This window comes from Paenibacillus naphthalenovorans, from assembly GCF_001465255.1.
In the GTDB taxonomy this organism is placed as follows: domain Bacteria; phylum Bacillota; class Bacilli; order Paenibacillales; family NBRC-103111; genus Paenibacillus_G; species Paenibacillus_G naphthalenovorans.
In genome coordinates, this window is sequence record NZ_CP013652.1 from 807,557 (window position 1) to 828,967 (window position 21,411).

The following is a 21,411-nucleotide window of genomic DNA, read 5'->3' on the forward strand; positions in this document are numbered from 1 at the left end:
GGCGGTTTTACATGCTGCTGGTTCTATTGATCATAGTCAGTTTTTTGTTTCCGTTTTTCTGGATGATTTTGGCCTCTTTCAAAACGCAGGTGCAAATTATGTCTACCGGGAGCATACTCCTGTTTAAACCTACGCTGAATAACTATTTATCGGTGTTCGAGGAGCACAATTTTACGAAGTTTATTATGAACAGCTTTATCGTCGGCTTCTTTTCCACGCTGTTCGGATTGCTTTTGGGTTTACCTGCGGCATACTCCATCGCCAAATATAAACAGCATGGCTTGGGATTATTGATCCTGATTGCGAGAATTATTCCCGGGATCTCGTTTATGATCCCGTGGTTTATCATTTTCAGCAAAATCGGACTGGTGGATTCTTATACGTCATTGATTTTGGGCCACATGCTGGTCGGGATGCCGTTTATCATCTGGGTTATGATCTCGTTTTATGAAGGGCTGCCGGGTGAACTGGAAGAGGCGGCCAGGGTGGACGGATGCACGATTCAGGGCGCTTTCCTCCGTATTATGCTTCCGCTATCGATGCCGGGCGTGGTGACGGCTTCCATTCTGTCTTTCATTTTCTCATGGAACAATTTTATGTTCTCTCTGGTTTTGTCAGGGGATAAAACAAAGACGCTGCCGATTGCCGTATTTAACTTTTTGTCGTATTCGGAAATCAATTGGGGCGGCTTAATGGCCGCAGCGGTCATCATTACCATGCCGATTCTGATTATCGCGCTGGTGCTGCAGAGATATATTATAAGCGGTGTTACGATGGGGGCAGTGAAAGGATAGGCGGCTAAACTAACGGATGGGGGTGAATCACATCATGTTTGATCTCAAAGGGAAAAACGCCATGGTGACGGGTTCCAGCCGCGGTCTGGGACGCGGAATGGCGGAAGCGCTGCTCGAGGCGGGAGCCCGTGTCGTCCTGGTCGACAAATCGGAGGAGGTCAATGCGGCTAGGGATGAATTGAAGGCCAAGGGGCTTTGCGTACACAGCGTGAGGGCGGATTTATCCAGCCACGAGGGTAGAGTGGAGGCTTTCCGGCAAACGCTTGAAATGACAGAGGGAAAAATGAACATCTTGGTAAACGCCGCCGGCATCCACGATCGCAGGGCCTGCTTGGATCTTCCGCTTGAAGCTTGGAATACCGTGATCGAGATCAACTTGACCGCGGTTTTCGATTTGTGCAAAATGGCCGGTGAACAGATGGTGCAGCAGAAGACGGGCAAAATCATCAACATTGGCTCCATGCTGAGTTTTATCGGCGGCTTCAACGCTTCGGCCTATGCCGTCAGCAAAGGGGGCGTGGCGCAGTTAACCAAATCGCTGTCGAACGAATGGGCCATGCACGGTATTCAGGTGAACGCCATCGCGCCCGGCTACATGGCCACGACAATGAATCATGACCTGCTTCAGGACGAAGCTCGCTACCCGCAAATCACGGCCCGCATCCCGGCGGGCAAATGGGGGACGCCGAAGGATTTGGCGGGCATCACCGTGTTTTTGGCGTCCGAGGCTTCCGATTATGTAACGGGTACCATCATACCTGTGGACGGCGGTTATATTGCCAGATAGGGAATAAACCCTTAAATTAATGATTTAACTTCAGGCTCTTGGCAATGTTCATCATGGTTTGTTCATCTATATACGCTTGGTTAAAGTACAAATCATATGCCAGTTTTTGATCTTCGATATAACCTTCAATTTCTAATCCGCCGATTTCTTTCCCCTCTATGGAGAAACGAACGCTATCATTCCAATTTTCCAAGCATAAAAAAGGGGCTTCACCCCGATGTGCAGATATAGACATACAAAATGGGCTGAAGCTGAAACAGCTCCACCCCATTCTGCAAGCCCTTATTAAAACACGCTTTCGGCCGGTTCAAAAATTTCCAAGTTATTAACTCAACTTTCGCAATACGAACGACCTCGGCATCTGTCAACGCCAAGTCGGTACTGAGCAGTACCAGCCAATCCCGCCGCCGATTGCGATTTTGAACAAAGACCAGTTTGATCGGCAGACCGCAGGCGGTTTGAACGATGATCGAGCCCAGAATCTCCTTGTTTTTATGCTTTGGCAAAAGGGCATAAAGTTCCTGGAGCGTCAGGCTTTTTCCGTCGAAACGGTATCGCTGCTTCATCGCCTTTACCATACCATTAGCCCCTTTTCGTTCGAACTAGGGGACTTACAGCCAGGGAACGCCGATCATCGTTCTGCCGATCCATTCCCGTAAAACTTCATTGGTGGGGCCCATGATGGCACCCGCTCTTCCATCACGCATAAATCGTTCAATATTTCCTTTTAAATAGCCTCGGCCTCCCGAGATCTGCAGCGCCTTATTCGTTACCTCAATCACAATATCCGCAGCATGGGTTTTCAGTTCCCAAAGCGGGTACAGGCAGGAACTCAGAAGCTCGCCTTTCCGGGTGGCTTCATCCATTTTTTCGGCAACTCGATACAGCATGCTTCTTGCACTGTCAACAAGGATTTGAGCTTTGGCCATCTCATGGCGGATGACTTGATAGTTGGCGACAGACTGACCGGTGTCGGCATGAATCTTTTTCTTGGCATTGTCCACCGCCGTGCTGATCGCTCCTTGGGCAATGCCAATCCAGCATGCACTTGAACCCAGAAGAAAGAAGGGGTCTATGACCGTGTCATTATAGAAGCCGGCGCCTCCTTCTTCACCGAGGCGGTTATGTTCGGGAACGAACACATCGTTAAATTTCATAGGGCCACTGTTGTTCCCTCTCAATCCGAGCGCGTCAAATGGAAAGGCTACGACGCCTTCCTGATTATTTTCAACAATCAAAAACATCAAGGGATCGGACAGCGGACTGTCCGGGGAATTGGTTTCTACGATGTACCAATCGGCCTCTCCCGCACTGGTTACGAAGGATTTGTGCGCATTCAGCAGATAGCCGTCGCCATGACGCGGAGCTTTACTGACCACATTCCAAAAATGGCCGCCGGTCGCAGGCTCGCTAAATGCCAGTCCTCCGATCTGACCGCGAACGACATGAGGAATATAACGCTGCCGCTGTTCCTCGGAGCCGGCCATAAAAAGGGTCTGGACAGCCGCGGTATGCATGACCCATACCATGGTCGTAGAAGCGCAGTAGCCGGCAAAGATTTCAGCCAGGATAGCAAAACCCGAACATCCTGCCCCAAGCCCCCCGTACTCCTTTGGAATCGTAACCGCACCAAAACCGGCATCCGCCAAGGCCTGCAAACTGGCTCGGGGATATGTGCCTTCCCGATCTGAGATTTCCGCATTGGGGCGAAGCACTTGTTCGCTGACGAGTCTGGCTTTGTCGCGCATCTCTTCAAATCCCGTCATACAGTTCCACCAGGCAGGGACTTTCATCAATAAACTTTCGTCTGCCATCGTAGTTGGGTTGGCTGGCATTACACACATCACTCCTCAGTAAAAGATTCCAAACACCTTTTATGTCATATTACATAACAATAATATTTCATATATTTACGGATGCATCAACTTTTCTTTCTCGACTATTGGGATTCTAAACAATTGGTCTTATATTTCATTTTTATTTTGCTGTTCTCCCAAATAGATGTAAAGTTATCTTTCATAAAAAACAGCTGTTGATAAAATTTGTTCTAACGTGATGGAAAGGAGCTTTGCCTGATGCATACGACTGATCTCATTCGAACGTCTGATTTTGCTTTTGAGCTGGACGGCCAACCGGTATCCTTTGAGCAGATATTCCCGGGCTTTCATGCGGCGGACCGCGTCGGTATCGTGGTCCGTGATTCCGGGGGCAGCATCGGAGCCAGCGGCCTCCTTGCCGCTTCCATAGCCAAATTTTATGATTTTTACCGGGAGCATCTGGGGAATGGGCCCGACAAGCTCAGAATTTATCCGGATTACTATGTATTTCACGTGGGCATCCGGCATTTGGATCATTATTGGATGGACATTTGGCCGCCGCATAAGGAAGTGGTAGTCGGGGACGAACCGGAACTCGTTCTGGAAGCGATCAATGATCGGGGCATTACGCGTCTGCTCGTTCAGGATGCCGTTCCCTACCAAGCCGCAGCGCTTTATGAACCTATCCCGGAAGAGTCCATCGATCCTGAATGTGCCCTGTTCCTACAGGAAACCATCAGCAGTGCGGAGAAGCGGATTCTTACCTCTCTTGCCTATTCTCCATCGGGTCGGACGCGAGACGGGGATATTCGGGTGAGAAGCACGCAGGCGGCCGAAAACCTGGTGGCCGCTTCCATAAGAGGTACGGAAAACTTAAGCACGGAATGTAAGGAGCGGCTTCTTGCAAGCCGGCTGGCCATGGCAGAAGACCGGCGTATAACGGAAACTTACCGCCGGATCGCTCTAGGCAGCGCTCTATGTATGCTCGCTAATTCCATCCGGACTGGCGTGGTTACGAGAGGATATATGGCCAAGATGTAAAACCGCAGCTTTCTTTGCTGCGATGCGAAAGCAGGGGATCATATTTCACTGTTTCTCACTATATGAGAGAGAAGTGTTTCATGAATTCAATGTATATGTAATGATCAAGTCATGAAATATAACATATTTTTTTAAGGAGGATATTCAAAGTGGCGCTGAAGTATGTAAATCAAGCAATCAAAACAGATTTGGCTTCCATGGGAGTTCCGGAGACGAATGCCTTTTTGGGGGATGTCCTGTCTTCTAATGATCAGGAAAAAACCATGACAAGCGGTTTTTTCCGGTTAGAAAAGTCCAAACCGCTGTCCTATACCTATACTTACGATGAGATGAAAATCATTGTAGAAGGGGAAATGCACATTTCGGATGAAACGGGCAATACGGTAAAAGCGGTTCAAGGAGATGTCCTGTTTTTTGAGAAAGGCAGCCGAATCACGTTTGATTCGCCGGATTACGGAATCGGTTTTTTCTGCGGCCTGCGTAAACCGGGCGAAGCATAAGTTTCATTCACGGCGATTGAACCGACAGCAGCATTGCACATGATACGCAATCAAAGGGTTATTTGCAGAGGGCCCCGGTCATGACAAGAAGCTTGTCTTCTTGGGTGCTCCGGAGCCCGATTCTATTATGGGCTCTGAGGAGGTATAAGAAATGACGGATGCTTTCAAAGTGAAAATCAAGGATCGATCGCTGCTGGAAAGGTTTCCGTTTCCGTTTCAAGGCGATTCCTACCGGTATTCAAACAATTCAAGAGCTCTGGTGCCGCCCGTTTGCATTGATGTCACTCCGGAATACCGGGAAGAAGTGCTTGAAAAGAGAAGGCTTTTGGAACAATACCCCGAGCGGACCTTCCGGTCGTTTCCGCACACGCTTGCAGCCCAATGGGAAATTGCTGGCATGCTGATGCATGAAATGTCCCATGTATATCCCCGGTATTTCAGATTGGAGAAAGAGGGGCGGCTGTGGACATTTCAAAACAAGCTCATCCATGAAGAACACAAGTTTATTTTTGGAGAATCCTCCACACTGCCTTATGAACCGCTTGATTTTATCGGCCGTCATGTGCAGGAGGATCTGATCTATTTGCAGCAGCGGGACGGTGATCTGTACATGGATGCCGGTCAGCTCTGTTTTCCCGCCAATTGGTCCCTTGCCTTTGATCTCGGAATGACCTATCTGCAGTTTCATTCTCCTGTTCCCATCTATTCGGAGAGCGGATTGGCGCAAAAAGTGCTCGGGTTTCTGCTGCGAATGGAAGCGGGAAAGCCGTGGACCCGTTTGAACTGGACGATCAATGTAGGGGACAGGCTGGACACATCGCCCGAGGAATTCGGTGATTGGGGGAAAAACAAATACTTGCTCCATCTAGGTAATGTGGGTCAAGAGGTGCGCTTGCGCACAGAGGATCAGAGATTGTTCCGGTTATCGGGCAATAACGGCATTTTATTCAGCATTCATACCCATCTGCTCCCTTTGGAAATGCTGGTGCAAAATCAAGTGTGGGCCGAACGGTTTTACAAGGTTTTAGAAGATCTTCCTGATCCTTTGGCGGAATATAAAGGGTTCATTTCATTTAAGCCGCTGCTGCTGGAATATCTGCAAGATCATATCGGCGCCCGGAAATAGATCAAGGAGGGACTACCGTGGACAACGTATATCATATTTTACAATCAGGAACTTTTCTTGCACGATATTGCTGCGTTCATGCCGAACGGGTCCAGGGGGAGTGCAGCCATACTGCAGGATGGATTCAGGGAGTAGAGCTAAATGGTATATATGTTGATGTGCCGGTCACGTTTCTCCGTTTGAATGGAGGGCAAACGCCTCAAGTCCGGTATTATTTCGACTTGGAGAGCTGCACGATGGAGGAAAGGATGCATCTTCTGTATCACTCCAAGTCAGGGACTCTCCAATGCCCATCACCAAAGAAGGCCGTCACCATGAATAATCATAAACATAAATATATCCTGTTTGTGGACGAAACAAGCATACTTCACGCGATTCCGATACTGCTTGCTTTAGGCAGACAAGGAAAGCAGGCGGAGGTGCATTATTTGCAGAAGGTACGCGGAGAATCCCACAAAGCATTCAAGAGATTTACGAGAAGCATCGATGTTCCTGTACGCTGGTTGGGAGTATGGGATCAATCTGCAATATCCCGGACGCTTGAGAATCAGACGATGGAAGTTCAGCTAATCGTGATTTGCGATATGGAGATGTATCATCCTTTGTTAACATTGTCACGGGGACTAGGTTTCGCTAAAGATGAAATCGACGGGTATCCTACCGGAGAAACACGGGAGACCGTGTTTTGCGTGGGTTGTTACCGGCTTCAAAAAAAGACGGCCGAAGCTGAAATGGAGTGTGAGCACTGCGGGGCGCCGCTTTTGGTGTCCAGCCATTATTCTGAACGAATGAATGCCTATTTGGGGTATATATCCGTATAATCCGTGCTGTTCTTGGAGGTGAAACAATCATGTACAGTCCGAAACTGAAAGTCGTCGTGACGGAAATCATGCAGGAAACGCCGATTGTGAAAAGTTTCAAGCTGTCTGCCGCCGAAGGAATGCTTCCCGGGTTCTCGCCAGGGGCGCACATTACAACCTATCTCGAGACAGATGGAGGGTTGTTGGAAAGGCACTATTCCTTGGCAGGAAATCCGCTGCAGGACGAATATTATAAGATTGCCGTTCGGCGAAGCGAAACTTCCAGGGGCGGATCGGTGCATTGGCATGACCGTATGAAAGAAGGAGATACCCTTGAAATTAGTCATCCCCAAAATCATTTGCCGCTGAGCTTCGAAGGGCGGCATCATGTGTTTATTGCCGCAGGAATCGGAATAACTCCATTTATGGCGATGATGCCGCAACTCGCTGCCGAAGGGAAGTCCTTTGAACTGCATTATGCTGCGGCTTCCGAAGAATATTGTCCCTTCTATTCAGAAATCGGAACCGCTTATGGGAAACGCGTACGCTTCTATTTTTCAAGCCAGCGGGAACGGATGCCAACCAGGGTGATGTGGAAGCAGCGGATCGGGACCCATGTGTATTTTTGCGGTCCGGAGGCTATGATCAGACAGTTTAAACATGCGGCATTGGATTACGGTTATCCGCCATCGAGCATCCATTACGAGTTGTTCAGTCCGCCTGACACAGGACCATGTCTGCCCTTTGAAGCCGTCCTGACGAAAAGCAATATAAGACTGCGGATTCCGGAGGACAAAAGCTTGCTTGATGTGATGTTGGAACATGGGATCGATGCGCCTTATTCTTGCAAGATGGGCGGATGCGGCAGCTGTGAGATCGAAGTGGAACAGGGGGAGGTCGATCACAGGGACTTTTTCTTGTCAGACCATGAGAAGAACTCGCGGAACGTGATGATGCCCTGCATCTCCAGAGCCAAGAGTAATCTCTTGATCATTCATGCGTAGCGTGGGTTTATGCCGTTAGGGCACAAAAGCGGGTTGATGCCGAGGAAACGGCGTCAACCCGTTTTTGTTGCAGTGGAAAGCCCTCCCTGAAAAAGACGACAAGCCCCTCCAATTCCGCCATTGGCAAGGCTGGATTTGGAGGGGTTGAACATTTACTGGTCCAGAGCGGCTTGGCCGTGTTCGCCGGTACGGATTCTTATGGCATCGGTAATCTCGGTAACAAAAATTTTCCCGTCGCCGACTTTGCCGGTTCTTGCAGCCTCCAACACCGATTCGATGGCTTTCTCGTAAATTTCATTGCTCACGACGGTTTCGATTTTGTTTTTGAGGACGAAATTGGTTTGATATTCGACTCCGCGATAAATGGTGGTAACGCCCTTCTGAATTCCTTGTCCTCTTACATCGCTTATTGTCATTCCTGTTACACCGATATGGTGAAGCGCTGCGGTAACGCTGCTAAGTTTCTCCGGCCTTACAATGATTGTAAGCTGCTTCATAGATCAGACTCCCTTCAAAGAAGTTTGGTTGGCGTTATATGAATCCTTTTCATAAACGGACAACGGGGTATCGTGCGGTTCACTGCTGTTTAGTTCGAAGGTGTTATAAGCATTTTCTCCATGAAGGCTGAGGTCGAGCCCGGTGCTTTCCTGATCGTCGCTTACCCGCAGCGGAGTGAACAAGCTGATGGCTTTGAGGATGACATAGGTTCCGGCGAAGGCCAGGGTAACGGCGACAAGCACATCCTCCAGTTGGATGAGCACCTGCATCGGATTGCCTGCTAAGAGGCCGTCAGCACCGGCGGCGTTGACTTCTTTTGTACTGAAAATCCCGGTTGCCATGGCGCCCCAGATGCCTCCAACGCCGTGAAGACCGAACACATCGAGGGAATCGTCATACTGGAATTTGGCTTTGAGAGCATTCAGGGACCAATAACAAACGAGACTGGCTACTCCGCCGATGACGATGGAGGACAGGACGGTTACGTATCCTGCAGCCGGAGTGATGGCTACCAAGCCTCCGATGACCCCGGTGACTCCGCCAACCAGGGTAGGCTTATTTCGAAGCCTCCATTCCAAAAAGATCCAAAATATCCCGCCGGCGCAGCCGGCCATGAGCGTTGTGGCAAAAGCCTGGCTCGCTAGGGCGCCGGATGCCAATGCACTGCCGGCATTGAATCCAAACCATCCAAAAAACAGGCACATGCCTCCGATAAAGAAAAATACCAGATTGTGAGGAGGATGGGTTTGGTTGGGGAACGTTCTGCGCTTGCCGACAACGATGGCCGCCACCAGCGCACTGACGCCGGACAGGATGTGAACCACCGTACCTCCCGCGAAGTCCAGACCGCCCAATTTGGACAACCAGCCGCCGCCCCACGTCCAATGCGCCATTGGAGCATAGACCAAGGTAACCCAGGCGATCGAGAAGAGAAGCCAAACGGGAAACCGGATGCGTTCCGCAACGCCTCCCGAAATCAGGGCTGTAGTGATTGCCGCGAATAACCCCTGATACAAGGCGAACAGCAGGTGGGGGATGGTTAACCCCTCTTTAGGGCTTTGGCCGACATCATGAAATCCCAAATAGGAGAATCCTCCGAAGACCCCGTTGTCCCCGGGGCCAAAAGCAAAGCTGTACCCCCAAAGCACCCATACGATGCTGACAACGGAAAGAGCGCTTAAGCAGTGCATCATCGTGGCGAGAATGTTTCTTTGGCTTACCAAGCCTCCATAAAATAAAGCCAAACCCGGAACGAACATAAATAGTACCAAGGTCGCCGAGACGAGGATCCAGGTGGTATCGCCGGTATCGATGGCGGTCTCGGCTTCTGCGGCGAAGACCGAGAAAGGAAAGGACAATAACAAGATAAAACAAAGAGAAAGAATCTTCAGGGTTGGTTTTGGCAGCATTTCATTTCCTCCTTTTATGCTAACTAAGGCGATTGATTATTTTGTGAAAAATACCGTTATGGGGCCGATTGGGTGACCTTGGTTGTCTCTATTCCGAGCGCGGGGAAAGAGGGAGGGCGCATTTCGCTTGTGCCGGATTCCTGTTCGTTGTAGGCCTGCTCTCCGTGGAAGCTCAGATCGAGCCCCAAGCTTTCTTCCTCGGAGCTAACCCGAAGCGGTGTGAAAAGAGCAATGATCTTCAGGACGACGAAGGTGCCGGCCGCGGCCCAGCCTACGGCGATGGCGACATCCAATACCTGTGCAAGCAATTGATTGGGATTGCCGTGCAGCAATCCGTTGTTTCCGGCAGGGTTGATACGGATGTCTGCGAAAATACCGGTGAGCAAAGCTCCCCAGATTCCCCCGATCCCATGCAGGCCGAACACATCGAGGGTATCATCATATTTGAATTTCGTTTTTAGGATGTTGACTCCCCAATAACAGACGAAGCTGGCGCTTCCTCCAATAAGAATCGAAGACAGGACGGATACGTAGCCTGCGGCCGGTGTAATGGCGATCAGTCCGGCTATGATGCCTGTAACGGTTCCGACCAGGGTCGGTTTTTTGTGAATGAGCCATTCTATGGCAGCCCAAGCGATCGCTCCCGAGCAGGCGGCTGCGTGGGTTGTGGCAAATACCAAGCCTGTCAGCCCCCCGGCTGCCAATACGCTTCCTCCGTTGAAGCCCATCCACCCGAACCAGAGGGACATGGCTCCAATAAAAAAGAAGACAAGATTATGCGGGGGGAGGGTTCGCCCTGGAAATCCTTTTCTCGGACCGAGGACGATGACGGCCGTGAGGGCTCCGACGCCGGCGAGGATGTGAACTACGGTGCCTCCCGCAAAATCGAGGCCGCCCAATTTGGACAGCCAGCCTCCACCCCAAACCCAGTGGGCCATAGGCGCGTACACGAAGGTTGCCCAGGCGGCGGAAAACAAGATCCAGACGGAGAAACGGATTCTTTCGGCGACAGCGCCCGCAATCAGAGCAACAGTAATGGCTGCAAACAAGGCCTGGAAAACAGCGAAAAGTACATGGGGAATCGTGAGTGTTCCGAGCGGCTCCTGGCCTATGCCGGCAAAGCCCAAGTAATCCATACCGCCAATGATCCCAAAAAGATCCGTTCCGAAGGTAAGGGTGTGACCCCAAAGGACCCAAACGATGCTGACCACGACCAGGCTGCTCATATTAAGCATAAGGATGGAAAGAATGTTCTTCCGGCTGACCATTCCTCCATAGAACAAGGCGAGACCGGGGACGAACATAAACAAAACGATAGCCGTCGAGACCAAAAGCCAGGCGGTGTCGCCGGTGTCAATTTGTGGCACAGCGGTGTCTGCGGCGAAGGCGCCGAGAGGGAATACGAGACACAGCATGGACAGCAGGCTGAAACAGAACAAAACGAATCGCGATTTCGATAGCATGGATGAGCCTCCTAATGTTAAATAATTTAACGATATATTCACATAAGATGAAGAGGAGTTCATAGACAATTATCCCGCATGGTGATAAAACGAAAAAAAATAAATGCCGCAAGGAAGAGAAGAAGCGGGAATATATAACGAAAGACAGTGATTCAAGCGACACTTCAAGCTTTTTAACCTCTTTCCCGAATCGTGGGAAACTGTATTTCAAAGCTGTAGTTTATATGGTATGATCACGTCATATAATATAACAAATGTTCGACTTGGAGGTGCAATCAATGTCTGGAGTTATTTCAAAAGCTATTTATATTCTAAATCTGCTTGTGCCGCAAGGCAGTGAAAAGGAAATGAGCGCAACTGAAATCAGCAGGGAGCTCGCCATGCCCGTTCAGAGCGTTCATCGGATTCTTCACTCCTTATCCGAACACGGATTTGTATCGCAAGATAAAAAGTCGAAAAAGTACAAACTGGGATTATCGGTCATGAAATATGGCTTTTTGATGTGGGACAGTCTTATGTTGAGATCCTTGGCTCGTCCGATCATGGCGGAGCTTTCGCAAAAAACGAAGGAAACCGTTTATCTGGCAACCAGGGAAAACCGGGAAGGGGTTTATATTGATGCCATAGACTCCCCGCAGATTCTCAAAATTTCCGAACCGATCGGATTAAGACTTCCGCTTTATATAGGGGCTTCCAATCGTGCCATACTTGCCTATCTGCCGCAAAAAGTGCAGGAGGCCATCCTGACAAACGTAAATTGGGATTCCATTCCATCCTTAATTCCACTCACAAAGGAATACATACAAAAAGATATTGAAATCATTCGCTCCAGAGGATATGCGGTGACGTCAGGGGAGGCGACAGATGGCACTACCGGCATCGGTGCCCCTATTTTTTCGTTTGACAACACTGTTATCGGCTCCCTTAACGTCGCCGGCCCCTCTATTCGTTTTACCCCCGAAAAAATAGAAATCTTCAGCCAGCAAGCCAAGAAGTATGCAAATATGATCTCGAAGGAGTTGGGATACAGAAACCGAATGAAACGGAGTCAATAATACGGAATGCAGATACTGGACACCTTTTCACCCATTCGGGCGATTGTCAATTATAAACAGATTATCCGGCAAAATTGTTAATATAAATTCATATTACAAGGATGGTGGGATTCATGTCTGTGATATCCAAAGCGATCAGTATCTTAAACATTCTTGTGCCGCAGGGAAATGAAAAGGAGGTAAGTGTGACCGAAATCAGCAGAGAACTGGAAATGCCGGTTCAAAGCGTTCATCGGATTTTAGGCTGTTTGTCGCAGCACGGCTTTGTCTCGCAGAACAGCAAGACGAGAAAATATAAATTGGGCTTTACCATCATGAAATACAGCTTTCTGATGTGGGATAGTTTAATGCTCCGGTCAGTCGCCAGATCCTATATGGAGGAGCTTTCAAGGCAAACGAAAGAAACGGTATATCTGACCATGAGAGAAAATATGGAAGGTGTTTACATCGATAGGATTGATTCTTCACAGATCCTCAACATTTCCGAACCGATCGGATTAAGGCTGCCCCTATATATCGGTGCCTCAAACCGCGCCATGCTCGCTTACCTATCGCAAAAAACAAGGGATAACATGTTGAAAAATGTGGACTGGTCTTCCGTTCCGTCTTTGAGACGGTTGACTCAAGAATCCGTAGAATACGAACTTGAGAAGATTCGTGAAAAAGGCTTTGCGGTGTCAGTTGGAGAAGTTACGGACGGAACAACAGGCATTGGAGCTCCGATTTTCTCCCGTGAGAATACGGTGATCGGCTCGCTGAATTGCGCCGGACCGTCAACCCGCTTTACACCTCAACATATCGAGAAGTACAGTTCTTATACCAAAAAATATGCTTATTACATCTCCAGGGAGCTCGGTTTCCGTAATCTTTATCGATTTAAATAAAGGTTTGTTTCCCAAAAGAACCAAAAGTTCTTTCTTAGCATCTCATTATTCGGTAATCATCGCTTTAAGAAAATAAAATTGCGTCATATGATTGTGATATAACGTAACACGGTTTGGTGAATACAAAACCAACCGGCAAAGATGCAGTACAATAACCTTACAGAGAGGAAGATCGGAATGGCCGAAAATACCGTACAAGTTGAGAATCATCCGTTGGAGCCGTTGAGCAAGGAGGAGATCGGGATCGCCGTCTCCATCCTGAAAGGACAAAAAGGACTTGGAGCATACCACCGATTCGTGTCGGTTCAATTGAAGGAACCGAAAAAAGAACTGGTGCAGGCTTATGACGGAAGCAATCCGATAGAGAGGGAAGCATTGATCATTATTCTTAACAATTTGGACAATGCCTGCTACGAGGCGGTAGTATCCTTGACGAAGCAGCAAGTAACCTCCTGGAAACTTATCCCGGGCGTACATCCGATGATCATGCTGGATGAACACCTGGAGTGCGAGAAGGTGGTGCAAAGAAGCCCGTTATTCCAAGAGGCGCTGAAGCGTCTTGGGATTGATGACCCGAGTCTGGTTATGGTGGATTTGTGGTCGGCGGGACATTTCGGGGCGGAGGAGGATTCCTTGGTACGCCTGGCGCGTCCGCTCTGCTTCCTGCGCAGTGATGAGAAGGATAACGGATATGCCCGGCCGCTTCCTTTGATTCCGATCGTAGATCTCAATAAGATGGAAATTCTCCGGGTAGAAGAATACGAATATACGAAGATCCCGGCTCAAGAAGCGAATTACACGCCTGATCGGGTGGGGCCGCTTCGTACAGGGATCAAGCCGATAGAGATTATCCAGCCTGAAGGACCGAGTTTTACAGTAAATGGCCATGAAGTCGAATGGCAAAATTGGAATTTCCGCATCGGCTTTAACCCGCGAGAAGGGCTGACGCTTCACACAGTGACATACGAGGATGGGGGGCGTAAGCGTCCGATCCTGTACCGTGCCGCATTGTCGGAGATGGTGGTTCCATATGGCGATCCGGGAGCGATTCAGAATCGCAAGAACGCGTTCGACAGCGGGGAATACGGAATCGGGCAGTTGGCGAATTCTCTGGAGCTTGGCTGCGACTGCGTGGGCTATATCAAGTACTTTGATGCTCCGATGACGAACAGCAAGGGCGAATTGGTCGTTATTAAGAATGCGATTTGTATGCATGAGGAGGACTACGGCATTCTTTGGAAGCATACGGATTGGCGGACCAATGACGTGGAAGTAAGACGCTCCCGCCGACTTGTGATATCCTCGATATCAACGGTTGCCAACTATGAGTATGGTTTCTTCTGGTACTTCTATCAGGATGGCAACATTCAGTTCGAAGTGAAACTGACCGGCATTCTGTCTACAGCCGGCCTGCATCCGGGCGATACGCCGAAATACGGTACGATGATAGGCCCTGATTTGTATGCTCCGAACCATCAGCACTTCTTCAACGTAAGGATGGATATGCAGATTGACGGAAATGAGAACTCCGTATATGAAGTCAATGTCGTGGCCGAGGAACCGGGAGAGCATAACCCGAGAGAGAACGCCTTCTATGCGAAGTCTACGCTGCTTGCGACGGAACTTGAGGCCAGAAGAAATATTTGCCTGGAGACGGCGAGATACTGGAAAATCGTGAACGACAATGTGAAAAACGAGTACGGGCAGTCCGTAGGCTATAAGATGGTAACTGGAGAAAACTGCTTCCCGTTCGCCTCGGAAAACTCCAGCCTGATGAAGCGCGCAGGTTTCATCAAACAGCATTTGTGGGTGACGCCTTATCATGAGGACGAAATCTATGCGTCCGGAAATTATCCGAACCAGCACGCCGGCGGAGACGGCCTTGAATTTTGGACGAGTCAGAACCGGGAGATCAGCAATAAAGATATCGTCGTATGGTACACGATGGGGCATACGCATGTGCCCCGGCCCGAGGATTGGCCGGTTATGCCGGCAGCCTACATCGGCTTCTCATTAAAGCCGGTCAGCTTTTTCAACCAGAGCCCGGCGATCAATCTCCCGCCGTCCCCAAAGAAAAATTACTGCAGCAGCGCGGTTACAGCGAACGGTTGCCAGAGTTAAGGGGTGAACGCAATTGATGCAGAAACGAAGACAAATGGGTGCGGAGATGAAATATACCACGGTGTCCGGTCTTTCGGTACTCCTGGTCCTGCTTCTGCATCTGATTCATTGGTTCTCCGCACCGCTGCTCATGGGTGCGATGGAGATGCATGGGCAGCACCATCACGGGATGATGCATGATGCTTCCGCATCGATGGAACTGTTAACCTGGGTACTTCTCATCATCAACGGAACGGGCATGTTTTTTGCCGTCAGGCAGCTTGCCATGGCATGGAAAAAGCGAAAGGGCGGCCTGCATACTTACCTGTGCTGTACTGTTTCTGTGGCTATGCTTGGGATTGGAATCTACAGCTTTATGTCCATATAAGCCCCAAAAGATAAATGAAATGAGGTGAAAAATAGACCGGTCTGTGGTATAGTTATACTTTACATTCAAGCATTACGATCACAGACGAATCGAAGGGAGATTGAATATATGAAACGATATCATTTTGAATATGAGATTCCCTCAGCCCAAAAAACAGGCACATTCAGTTGGGTAGCTAACTCGGAGGATGAGGCAAGGAAAGGCGTTCAAGCTAAAATAGCCGATTTCGAGTTTATTGCAGCGGAAGATGTTGTGGTAGGCAAACTGATTGAAATAAAGGAAACGACCGGAAACCAGTATTATGAATGTGAAGGCTGCAGCGCGTGAGATGGACTTGGACCGACTTGGAAGACGAAAAGAGGGCTGTGGATGCGAATTAAAGTCCAATTGTCTTTGGGTGGCCAAGCGGTAAAGGAAGACGAGCTCGTGATCGAGGAAAGCAAGCTCGGGGAACTTACAGATGAAGAGATCGAACAAGCGATCGAAATCAATATCCGCAGCTGGGCAGACAAGATGATCAGCATACATTGGGAAATAGTGGAAGAAGACCAAGCGCAGTAACTTGATACTGACCCCCCGGGACACCGTTCTCGGGGGGTTTGCATTGCCAAGCATGATATCAGATATGTTTCAACAGTAGATGCGAAGAGGCATCCTGAACTCATCGGCAGAGTCCGCCGCCGCATGCCGGTCGACCGGACCGGCGCCGTCGTCCAAGCTTATATCTGCGATTTTCAGGATCACAGGGCAATGATCGCTGCCTGTAACATGGGCATCGATCTGTGCGTCCAATAAAAAGGGAGCAAGTCTTGATGAGGCAAGAAAATAATCGATTCGCCATCCGATGTTCCGCTCTCTCACCTTGGGCATAAGGGACCACCAGGTATAGGCATCAGTCCGGTCGGGGTAGAAATGTCTGAAGGTGTCGATAAAACCGGCTTCTAATAATTGGGTCATTTGGTATCGTTCTTCCGGGGTGAATCCGGAGTTGTTACGGTTGGATTTCGCATTTTTGAGGTCGATCTCTTGGTGCGCCACATTGAGATCGCCGCAAACAATAACGGGTTTATGGGCGTCCAGCCGCTGAAGAAAGCTTCGGAACCGATCTTCCCATGCCAGTCTAAATTCCAGCCTTGACAGATCACGCCGCGCATTCGGGGTGTATACATTAACAAGATAGAAGGCGTCGTACTCCAGAGTGATGATCCGTCCCTCCGGCTCCTGCTCCTCCTCCATGCCGTATCGTACGGAAACCGGTTCGATCCTTGTAAATACTGCGGTTCCCGAGTACCCTTTCTTCTCTGCATAATTCCAATATTGAACATATTCCGCATCCAATTCCAGACGAATCTGTCCTTCCTGCAGCTTCGTTTCTTGAATGCAGAAAATGTCTGCGTCAGCTGTTTTAAAGTAATCGTAAAATCCTTTATTCACACATGACCTTAAGCCGTTAACATTCCACGATACCAGCTTCATTGAAAACCATCTCCTTGCAGTGCTCGTAAGGTTCTTTCCAGTAGTATATCATATTTATACATGCCTCCTTTTCAGTGCAGGTTCCCCGTCATGGAAAAAAATTCATTTATTCTATCATTTTCCAAGCGTTTTCTGTTAAGATAAACAAAAGCGGCTTATAGATTTGGAGTGATTGAGGAAATGAGATATCATTTCTGTCCTAAGTGTGGAGGAAGGCTAAGTTTAAATGAAAAAAAGGAAATCTCCAGACCCTACTGTATTTCATGCGGCTTTGTCTTCTATCAAAATCCGGTGGTAGGTGTAGCGGCGATCATCATCAGGGATAAAAAGGTATTGCTGGGCAAAAGAAAGGGAAGCTATGAGGGACAATGGTGTATTCCGTGTGGTTACGTCGAGTGGGATGAGGATGTGTATGAGGCGGCCCGACGGGAATTTATTGAAGAAACGGGTTTAAAGATAGAGATTACAGCGGTATATACCGTTCTTTCAAACTTCCACAATCCTGAACAACAAACCGTTGGCATCTGGTTTTTGGCCAATGAGATAGAGGGCGAGCTTGCCGCGGGCGATGATCTAGAGGAAGTGGGATTCTTCTCTTATGAGGAACTGCCGGTTTTGGCGTTCCCGACAGACCGCGTGGTATTGAAAAAATTAAAGGACGAACAGCTTCTTTCGTAACCGGGAAGCTATGGTCGATTGGAAAGAAGTAAGTAACGCAAGCCTTTCAGGGCTGCTTTCTGTACAGCCTTCTGCCATCATCTCCAAAGTACAAAGCTTTGAAAGCCGAAGCAAACGAAATCATGTAAGCAAAGATTAGCCGTCCTTTCACTAGAGAGAGGACGGTTTTTGTTTTGTGAAAAAGAGCATAAATAGCAAAGTTTTATGGATCATGACAAAATCCGTCCAAGATTTCATCTTCGATTTGTTCTACAATGCAATGGAAATGAAAAAAGACTGACGGGGGATGAGCCAGGTGAAAAAGTATGTCATTTGTGGAGTAAGCGGCAGAGCGATGAATATGTTTATCGGTCCTATGCTTCAAACATTCTCAACGCATGCGGAAATTGCGGGACTGCTTGATGTGGATCCAAGGCGGTTTGAAGTATGCTTTGAGAAATATCCCCAGCTCAAAGGAGTTCCCGTGTACAGCCCGGAACAATTCGAAGACATGGTTCGCGGGACCGGGCCGGATGCGGTCATCGTTGCCGGAGCGGACCATACGCATGAAACTTACATTGTCAAAGCGCTCGAGCATGATCTGGATGTGATTACGGAAAAGCCTATGGCAGTGACCGGCGAAGAATGCCGGAAAATTCTGGAGGCTGAAGCAAAGTCCAAAGGCAGGGTGAGCGTAACGTTCAATTACCGGTATATGCCGATTCATGCCAGGATCAAAGAGCTTATTCTGGAAGGGAAAATCGGGCGTGTGACTTCCGTTGATTTGAACTGGTACATCGACACCTACCATGGTGCCAGCTATTTCAAACGCTGGAACCGGAAAAGAAGCAACTCGGGAGGCTTGTCCATTCACAAAAGCACGCATCACTTCGATTTGGTGAGCTGGTGGATCGATCAGACTCCTGTAGAAGCCTTTGCTTACGGGGCATTGAATTATTACGGTCCTGAAGGAGAGCTGAATCCGAGGAAGGAGGATAGGAGATATTGCGGGACCTGTAATGTGAAACAGGATTGCGCTTATTACATGAGATGGTTCGGCAGAAGCAGGGAGGCGGTTCCGAAAGACGACCATATCGGCGAGGCTGCGTTCGGCAAGGGTCCGGGCAGCTACACGAATTACCGTCCGGACGCCTGTATTTTCGATTCGGAGATCGATATCGAGGATACCTATACGGCAGCCGTCAAATTTGACAAAGGTGCGCTGCTCAGCTACTCGGTCAATTTCTCCGTACCTTATGAAGGCTATCGGTTGGCCATTAACGGGACAAGGGGCCGTTTGGAGACTCAGGAATTCCATGCGCCCGGCCGCATTCCTTTTCCCGTACCTGTACAGACGATCGATTATTTCCCTTTATTCGGCTCGAAGGAAACCATTCATGTTGTGTTTACCGAGGGAGGACACGGGGGAGGAGACCCGCTCATTCTGGAGGACTTGTTTCTTGGCCCCGATCCCCGCAAACCGTACGAAATCTTAACGGGAGCCCGAGCGGGAGCGAATTCCGTATTGGCCGGCGAGGCCATTTGGAAATCGGTTAAATCCGGTGCGCCGGTGCGTATTCAAGAGTTGTTATACCAGGAATCGGCAAGCCGATAAAAGGTTCGCAAAGGGAGTGAACCCGATGGATGGATTACAATGGGCAGTCCAAACGGCGGAAACGTTCATGTCCGCCTCCGATTTGCAAGGCTATCATCCGGAGTTGGCCAAGCGATGGGCTTATGTGCCGGGGATGATGCTTTTGTCGATCGGGAGGGTGTGGGAACAAACCGGCGAGGCAAAATATTTTGACTACATGAAGAAACATATGGATTTGTTCGTAGAGCCTGGCGGAGCCATCAGAACGTATGTGCTGGAAGAGTATAATCTCGATCAAATTAATCAAGGCAAGGTGCTTTTCCCGCTGCTTCGTCAAACCGGGGAGACGCGGTATGAGAAGGCGGCGCATTTGCTTGCGGCCCAGCTGAGGGGACACCCGAGAACAAGCGAGGGCGGATTTTGGCACAAAAAGATTTATCCGTTCCAAATGTGGCTCGATGGACTGTATATGTCTTCCCCCTTCCTTGCGCAGTATGCCCAAACGTTCGGACAGCCGGAATGGCTTGACGAAGTTTCCCGGCAGCTCCTGCTGGTGGAGAAACAAACGCGAGATCCCGTAACCGGGCTGCTGGTTCATGCCTGGGATGAAAGCAGGGAACAGCGCTGGTGTAATCCAGACACGGGAAAGTCCTTGCATTTTTGGAGCCGGGCTATGGGCTGGTATACGATGGCGATCGTGGATGCGCTGGAGCATTTTCCGGCGGATCATCCCAAGAGAGGAACGATTGTCGGCATTTTTGAACGTATGGCCGGTGCCTTGGTGCGGGTGCAGGAAGCGGAGAGCGGTTTATGGTATCAAGTGCTGGATATGGGGCAAAAGGAAGGAAATTACCTGGAGGCCTCCGGTACAGGGATGTTCACCTATGCGATCGCCAAAGGGGTGCGTTTAGGATATTTGTCGCCTAAATTCAAGCCCGCCGCTGTCAAAAGCTATCAGGGAATGCTTGAACGGCTCGTAGAGACGGATGAAACCGGCGTTCACTTGAATCAGATCTGCCATGGCGCGGGGCTGGGCGGAACTCCTTATCGTGACGGAAGCTATTCATACTATATCGGTGAAAAGGTTGTCCGGGATGCGATGATGGGGCTTGCCCCGTTCATATTGGCCGGTGTGGAGATTCATAGGCTGCGGGAGACGGAGTCCCGGACGCAGCTGCAGCATCGGTCGTAAATATACCCGAGGATTTAATCATTTTTTTGTACTCCATCGGCGACATCATGGCGATTTGTTTAAATTTGCGATTGAAGTGGGCGATATTGACGTATCCAACCTGCCCGGCGATTTCAATCACTTTATGCGGTGTTTCCCGGAGCAGCTTCTGGGCCTCGCGGATGCGCAGCGTATGAATGTATTGCGTAAAATTAAAGCCGGTATACCGCTTGAATAAACGGCTGAAATGAAACGGACTGATAAAAAAGCGGGCGGCTACCCCTTCCATCGTAAGCGATTTCACAAAATTGGCGTTGCAGTATTCAATGACCTCCGAAATTTTAGGATGCATTGGAATATGGGCCGCCTCCGCGGTTTCTTTCATTTTGCGGGAAGCGAACAACAGCAATTGAACGAGCAGCGTTTCGCAGTATAAGGAGCGTCCTTGACGGCCGCGATCGGAGTATTCGTTATTCATTTGGAAGATCAGATTTTCGATATAGTTTTGCTCGAGGTTGTTTAGTTCAACGATTCTGTTGGCGCTCATGAAAGAGGACAGCAGCATATCCATATGCTGCCCGTGATACTGGTCGACAAAGCGGTCGGTAAAATAAACGACCGCCCTCTCATGCAGCTTGCCGCCCGCTATGGTCTTATGGATTTCATTCTTCTTAATGAAAATCATCGAGCCCTTTTGTACATAGTAAGTCCGGTTCTCAATGTAATAATAACGTTCTCCCGCGAACAAGTAGTAAATTTCATAATGATCATGATAGTGAAATTTTCGCATAGCGAAATTTTCGCCTTTTGCAAAATGAATTTGAAAATCTTCATCCATCGCAGTCCC

23 protein-coding genes and 1 pseudogene are annotated in these 21,411 nt (G+C 49.2%); 16 read left to right on the forward strand and 8 right to left on the reverse strand.

All coding sequences use genetic code 11. The features are described 5' to 3' along the window. Positions 1-11: 11 nt before the first annotated feature. Both IJ22_RS03910 and IJ22_RS03915 read left to right on the forward strand, forming a co-directional pair. Positions 12-794 (forward strand): carbohydrate ABC transporter permease, encoded by a 783-nt coding sequence (locus IJ22_RS03910; protein WP_235594328.1) that lies wholly within the window; start codon positions 12-14, stop codon positions 792-794. A 34-nt stretch (positions 795-828) separates the two neighbouring features. Beyond that, on the forward strand, positions 829-1,581 hold the full coding sequence (locus IJ22_RS03915) for an SDR family oxidoreductase (RefSeq protein WP_062410845.1): 753 nt from the start codon (positions 829-831) through the stop codon (positions 1,579-1,581). A 16-nt stretch (positions 1,582-1,597) separates the two neighbouring features. Here the strand turns inward: IJ22_RS03915 and IJ22_RS26240 are convergent, their stop codons facing one another. The 3 genes and pseudogenes from IJ22_RS26240 to IJ22_RS03925 form a co-directional block, all read right to left on the reverse strand. After that, entirely contained in the window at positions 1,598-1,774 is a 177-nt protein-coding gene (locus IJ22_RS26240) for a hypothetical protein (RefSeq protein ID WP_160327343.1), read from the reverse strand. Positions 1,775-1,922: 148 nt separating this feature from the next. Beyond that, a pseudogene (locus IJ22_RS25600) lies at positions 1,923-2,162 on the reverse strand (IS4 family transposase); the annotation flags it as partial. Between the two features lie 30 nt (positions 2,163-2,192). After that, a complete protein-coding gene (locus IJ22_RS03925) occupies positions 2,193-3,416 on the reverse strand; it encodes an acyl-CoA dehydrogenase family protein (RefSeq protein WP_062407395.1) in 1,224 nt (407 codons plus the stop codon). A gap of 240 nt (positions 3,417-3,656) precedes the next feature. Here IJ22_RS03925 and IJ22_RS03930 point away from each other — a divergent pair, with 240 nt between their 5' ends. The 5 genes from IJ22_RS03930 (at position 3,657) to IJ22_RS03950 (ending at position 7,869) form a co-directional block, all read left to right on the forward strand. Next, complete coding sequence (locus IJ22_RS03930; protein ID WP_062407397.1) at positions 3,657-4,439, forward strand: hypothetical protein; 783 nt, start codon at positions 3,657-3,659, stop codon at positions 4,437-4,439. Positions 4,440-4,588: 149 nt separating this feature from the next. Further along, positions 4,589-4,939 carry a cupin domain-containing protein gene (locus IJ22_RS03935; RefSeq protein WP_201023589.1) on the forward strand — a complete coding sequence of 117 codons (351 nt, stop codon included), beginning with the start codon at positions 4,589-4,591 and terminating at the stop codon, positions 4,937-4,939. 151 nt (positions 4,940-5,090) lie between these two features. Next, on the forward strand, positions 5,091-6,065 hold the full coding sequence (locus tag IJ22_RS03940) for a heme-dependent oxidative N-demethylase family protein (protein WP_054818753.1): 975 nt from the start codon (positions 5,091-5,093) through the stop codon (positions 6,063-6,065). 314 nt (positions 6,066-6,379) lie between these two features. Then, positions 6,380-6,886, forward strand: a complete 507-nt coding sequence (locus IJ22_RS03945; RefSeq protein ID WP_062407399.1) for a dimethylamine monooxygenase subunit DmmA family protein — start codon at positions 6,380-6,382, stop codon at positions 6,884-6,886. A 29-nt stretch (positions 6,887-6,915) separates the two neighbouring features. Next, the gene (locus tag IJ22_RS03950) at positions 6,916-7,869 is read left to right on the forward strand and encodes a PDR/VanB family oxidoreductase (RefSeq protein ID WP_062407401.1); all 954 of its coding nucleotides are present in this window, start codon (positions 6,916-6,918) and stop codon (positions 7,867-7,869) included. Between the two features lie 152 nt (positions 7,870-8,021). Here IJ22_RS03950 and IJ22_RS03955 read toward each other — a convergent pair whose 3' ends face one another. The 3 genes from IJ22_RS03955 to IJ22_RS03965 form a co-directional block, all read right to left on the reverse strand. Beyond that, positions 8,022-8,366 carry a P-II family nitrogen regulator gene (locus IJ22_RS03955; RefSeq protein WP_062407403.1) on the reverse strand — a complete coding sequence of 115 codons (345 nt, stop codon included), beginning with the start codon at positions 8,364-8,366 and terminating at the stop codon, positions 8,022-8,024. Between the two features lie 3 nt (positions 8,367-8,369). Beyond that, positions 8,370-9,680 carry an ammonium transporter gene (locus IJ22_RS03960; RefSeq protein ID WP_212741250.1) on the reverse strand — a complete coding sequence of 437 codons (1,311 nt, stop codon included), beginning with the start codon at positions 9,678-9,680 and terminating at the stop codon, positions 8,370-8,372. Positions 9,681-9,832: 152 nt separating this feature from the next. Then, positions 9,833-11,134, reverse strand: coding sequence for an ammonium transporter (locus tag IJ22_RS03965; RefSeq protein WP_217634696.1), 1,302 nt, complete (start codon positions 11,132-11,134; stop codon positions 9,833-9,835). 383 nt (positions 11,135-11,517) lie between these two features. Between IJ22_RS03965 and IJ22_RS03970 the strand changes: the two genes are divergently transcribed. From IJ22_RS03970 to IJ22_RS03995, 6 genes are all read left to right on the forward strand, one after another. Next, entirely contained in the window at positions 11,518-12,294 is a 777-nt protein-coding gene (locus IJ22_RS03970; RefSeq protein WP_062407407.1) for an IclR family transcriptional regulator, read from the forward strand. Between the two features lie 113 nt (positions 12,295-12,407). Next, positions 12,408-13,178, forward strand: a complete 771-nt coding sequence (locus IJ22_RS03975) for an IclR family transcriptional regulator (RefSeq protein WP_054818757.1) — start codon at positions 12,408-12,410, stop codon at positions 13,176-13,178. Positions 13,179-13,355: 177 nt separating this feature from the next. Continuing rightward, on the forward strand, positions 13,356-15,299 hold the full coding sequence (locus IJ22_RS03980) for a primary-amine oxidase (RefSeq protein ID WP_062407409.1): 1,944 nt from the start codon (positions 13,356-13,358) through the stop codon (positions 15,297-15,299). A gap of 16 nt (positions 15,300-15,315) precedes the next feature. Beyond that, on the forward strand, positions 15,316-15,666 hold the full coding sequence (locus tag IJ22_RS03985; protein WP_062407411.1) for a hypothetical protein: 351 nt from the start codon (positions 15,316-15,318) through the stop codon (positions 15,664-15,666). A gap of 108 nt (positions 15,667-15,774) precedes the next feature. Further along, entirely contained in the window at positions 15,775-15,993 is a 219-nt protein-coding gene (locus IJ22_RS03990) for a hypothetical protein (protein WP_054818760.1), read from the forward strand. 42 nt (positions 15,994-16,035) lie between these two features. Then, complete coding sequence (locus tag IJ22_RS03995) at positions 16,036-16,227, forward strand: hypothetical protein (protein ID WP_062407413.1); 192 nt, start codon at positions 16,036-16,038, stop codon at positions 16,225-16,227. A 69-nt stretch (positions 16,228-16,296) separates the two neighbouring features. Here the strand turns inward: IJ22_RS03995 and IJ22_RS04000 are convergent, their stop codons facing one another. Further along, positions 16,297-17,142 (reverse strand): exodeoxyribonuclease III, encoded by an 846-nt coding sequence (locus IJ22_RS04000; protein WP_082660666.1) that lies wholly within the window; start codon positions 17,140-17,142, stop codon positions 16,297-16,299. Positions 17,143-17,322: 180 nt separating this feature from the next. Between IJ22_RS04000 and IJ22_RS04005 the strand changes: the two genes are divergently transcribed. From IJ22_RS04005 to IJ22_RS04015, 3 genes are all read left to right on the forward strand, one after another. Further along, positions 17,323-17,820 carry a nucleotide triphosphate diphosphatase NUDT15 gene (locus IJ22_RS04005; protein ID WP_062407415.1) on the forward strand — a complete coding sequence of 166 codons (498 nt, stop codon included), beginning with the start codon at positions 17,323-17,325 and terminating at the stop codon, positions 17,818-17,820. 286 nt (positions 17,821-18,106) lie between these two features. Further along, positions 18,107-19,414, forward strand: a complete 1,308-nt coding sequence (locus IJ22_RS04010; RefSeq protein ID WP_062407417.1) for a Gfo/Idh/MocA family protein — start codon at positions 18,107-18,109, stop codon at positions 19,412-19,414. A gap of 25 nt (positions 19,415-19,439) precedes the next feature. Next, complete coding sequence (locus IJ22_RS04015; RefSeq protein WP_062407418.1) at positions 19,440-20,585, forward strand: glycoside hydrolase family 88/105 protein; 1,146 nt, start codon at positions 19,440-19,442, stop codon at positions 20,583-20,585. Here the strand turns inward: IJ22_RS04015 and IJ22_RS04020 are convergent. Then, positions 20,512-21,402: an AraC family transcriptional regulator gene (locus tag IJ22_RS04020; RefSeq protein ID WP_062407420.1), complete on the reverse strand. Its 891-nt coding sequence runs from the start codon at positions 21,400-21,402 to the stop codon at positions 20,512-20,514. The two genes, IJ22_RS04015 and IJ22_RS04020, sit on opposite strands and share 74 nt — an antisense overlap. Positions 21,403-21,411: the final 9 nt, after the last annotated feature.